The organism is Kitasatospora sp. NPDC008115 (assembly GCF_042957205.1).
Lineage (GTDB): Bacteria > Actinomycetota > Actinomycetes > Streptomycetales > Streptomycetaceae > Kitasatospora.
Map to the genome: position 1 here is coordinate 1 of NZ_JBIBHU010000076.1, position 3,327 is coordinate 3,327.

Consider the following 3,327-nt stretch of genomic DNA (forward strand, 5'->3'; position numbering starts at 1 on the left):
ATGACGTGGGCGTTGGTGCCGCTGATGCCGAAGGAGGAGACGGCGGCCCGGCGGGGGTGGTCGGTGACCGGCCAGGGGGTCTGCTCGGTCAACAGACGGATACTGCCCGCGGTCCAGTCGACGTGCGGGGTCGGCTCGTCGATGTGAAGGGATCGGGGCAGGGTGCCGTGTCGCATTGCGAGGATCATCTTGATGACACCGGCGACGCCTGCGGCGGCCTGGGTGTGGCCGATGTTCGACTTGATCGAGCCGAGGTGCAGGGGCTGGTCGGTGGGCCGGTCCTGGCCGTAGGTCGCCAGGAGGGCGTGGGCCTCGATCGGGTCGCCGAGGCGGGTGCCGGTGCCGTGCGCCTCGACGGCGTCCACCTGATCGGCGGTCAGGCCGGCGCTCGCCAGGGCCTGGCGGATCACCCGTTCCTGCGAGGGGCCGTTGGGGGCGGTGAGTCCGTTGCTGGCGCCGTCCTGGTTGACCGCGCTGCCCCGCACCAGTGCCAGCACGGTGTGCCCGTTGCGCTGGGCGTCCGACAGCCGCTCCAGCACCACCAGGCCGACACCCTCGGCCCAGCCCGTGCCGTCCGCACCCGCCGCGAACGGCTTGCACCGACCGTCCGCCGACAGTGCACCCTGCCGGCTGAACTCGATGAAGGTGCTGGGGGTGGACATGACCGTGACGCCGCCGGCGAGCGCGAGCGAGCACTCTCCTCGGTGCAGGGCCTGGCTGGCCAGGTGCATGGAGACCAGCGACGAGGAGCACGCCGTGTCCACCGTCAGCGCAGGGCCTTCGAGACCGAGGGTGTACGCGATCCGACCGGACGCCACACTGCCGATGCTTCCACTGCCCATATAGCCTTCCAGCTCCGAGGGCACGTGATGGAGCCGGCTCATGTAGTCCGTGTACATCAGACCGATGAACACGCCTGTCTGGCTGCCTCGCAACGAGGCCGGGCGCACGCCCATCCGCTCGAAAGACTCCCACGCGCACTCCAGGAGCAGGCGCTGCTGCGGGTCGGCTGCGAGTGCTTCACGCGGGCTGATCCCGAAGAACTCCGCGTCGAAGTGGTCGGCTCGGTCGAGGAACCCGCCCCTGCGGGTGTAGCTCGTCCCCGTGTTCGACGGCTCCGGGTCGTACAGCGCATCGACGTCCCAACCCCGGTCATCGGGGAACAGGGAAGTGGCATCCAGTTCTTCGGTGACCAACTGCCAGAGGTCGTCCGGCCCGAGCACTCCGCCGGGGTAGCGGCAGCTCATCGCGACGATGGCTATCGGCTCGTCGTCGGTCGCCATCGCTGCGGGGGCGATCGTCGCGGTCTCGCCGGCACCGGTGAGTTCGGCGAGCAGGTGATCGACGAGGGCGGCCGGCGAGGGAAAGTCGAAGATCAGGGTTGTGGAGAGGCGCAGGCCGGTGACGTTGTTTATCCGGTTACGCAGCTCTACCGCGGCGAGTGAGTCGAACCCGAGAGACTTGAAGGAGTGCTCGGCATTGACCGTGTCGAATCCCTGGTGCCCGAGGACTGTGGCGATCTCGGTGCCGAGGATGCCGAGGATGAATTCCCTCTGCCCGGCGGGGGAGAGCGGAGCGAGCCGTTCGGAGAGGGCCGAGTCGCCGCCGGAGACGCGCGTCCGACGATTCGCTACAGCGCTTCGGGGCCGGGCGGGCACGACGTCCTGCAGAAGCGTCGGCAGCGTTCCGTTGTGGGCTTGAGCCTGGAGGGCGGTGGTGCTGAGACGGGTGGGGAGGAGATGGGGGTGGGTGGTGGTGAGGGCGTGGTCGAAGAGCGCGAGGGCGTCCGCCGTGGGGAGGGGGGCCATCCCGGTGCGGCTCATGCGCGCCAGATCGGCGGTGCTGAGGTGGCCGGTCAGACTGCTCGACTGCTCCCAGAGTCCCCAGGAGAGGGAGGTGGCGGGCAGGCCTTGGGTGTGGCGGTGGTGGGCGAGGGCGTCGAGGAAGGTGTTGGCGGCGGCGTAGTTGGCCTGGCCGGGGTTGCCCAGGATTCCGGTGATGGAGGAGTAGAGGACGAAGGCGGCGAGGTCGAGGTGCCGGGTCTGGTGGTGGAGGTTCCAGGCGGCGTCGGCCTTCGGTAGCAGGACGGTGTCGAGTTGCTCGGGGGTGAGGTTCTCCACCGTGGCGTCGGCCAGAACGCCGGCGGTGTGGATGACGGCGGTGAGGGGGTGCTCGGCGGGGATGTCGGCGAGGAGGGTGGTGAGTTGGTCGGGGTCGGCGGTGTCGCAGGCGGTGATGGTGATGTGGGCGCCGAGGTCGGTGAGTTCTTTGCGTAGTTGGTCGGCGCCTTCGGCGTTGGGGCCGCTGCGGCTGACGAGGAGCAGGTGGGTGTGGCCCTGGGTGACCAGGTGGTGGGCGAGGAGGCTGCCGAGGGTGCCGGTGCCGCCGGTGATGAGGACGGTGCCGTTGGGGTTGAAGGCTGCCGGGGTGGTGTGGTCCGTGGTGGTGGTGCGGGTGAGGCGGGGTGCGTGGATGGTGTTGTTGCGGATGGCGAGTTGGGGTTCGTTGGTGGCCAGGGCGGTGTGGAGGGTGTTGGGGTTGGTCTGGGGGGTGTCGAGGTCGATGAGGGTGAAGCGGTCGGGGTTTTCGCTCTGGGCGGTGCGGATGAGGCCCCAGAGGGGTGAGGCGGTGAGGTCGTGGACGTCTTCGTCGGGGTGGGTGGCGATGGCGTTGCGGGTGCAGATGGCGAGGCGGGTGGTGGTGAGGCGTTCGTCGAGCAGCCACTGCTGGATTAGGGCGAGCAGGTGGCGGGTTGCCTGGTGGAGTTCTTCGACGGTGGCCAGGGGCTGGAAGACGCAGGGCAGCAGGACGGTCGCGGGAGCAGGGGTGCCGTTGTCGAGGGCTTCGGCGAGTGCGGTGATGCTGCCGTAGCGGTCGGACGTGATCGTTTCGCCGTCGGCGAGGGGGAAGTGCTCGGTGTCCAGCCAGGCCCAGTTCGCTTCCGCCACCGGCGAGGACGGGGTGAGGGGTGTCCACTCGATGTGGAAGAGGCTGTCGCGTAGGGGCTTGGCGCTGTCGGCGAGTTGTTCGGCCGGGAGGGGGCGGAGCGTCAGCGCATCGATCGACGCCACGGGTGTTCCGTTGGCGTCGGCCGCGGTGATGGCGAAGGTGTTCTCGCCTGTGGTGGTGAAGCGGACGCGGAGGGAGGAGGCTCCGACGGCGTGCAGGCGCACTCCGGACCAGGAGAACGGCACCGGAATCTCGCTGCCCTGGGATTTCAGCGCCTCCATGACGATGGTGTGGAGGGCGGCGTCGAGGAGGGCGGGGTGGATGTCGAAGGCGTCGGCTTCGAGGTCCTCGGGGAGGGTGATGTCGGCGTAGGTGTGG

1 protein-coding gene is annotated in these 3,327 nt (G+C 69.4%); it reads right to left on the reverse strand.

The features are described 5' to 3' along the window. Positions 1 to 3,327, reverse strand: a 3,327-nt coding sequence (locus tag ACFZBX_RS36830) for an SDR family NAD(P)-dependent oxidoreductase (RefSeq protein WP_391538182.1), incomplete at both ends; no start/stop codon positions are given.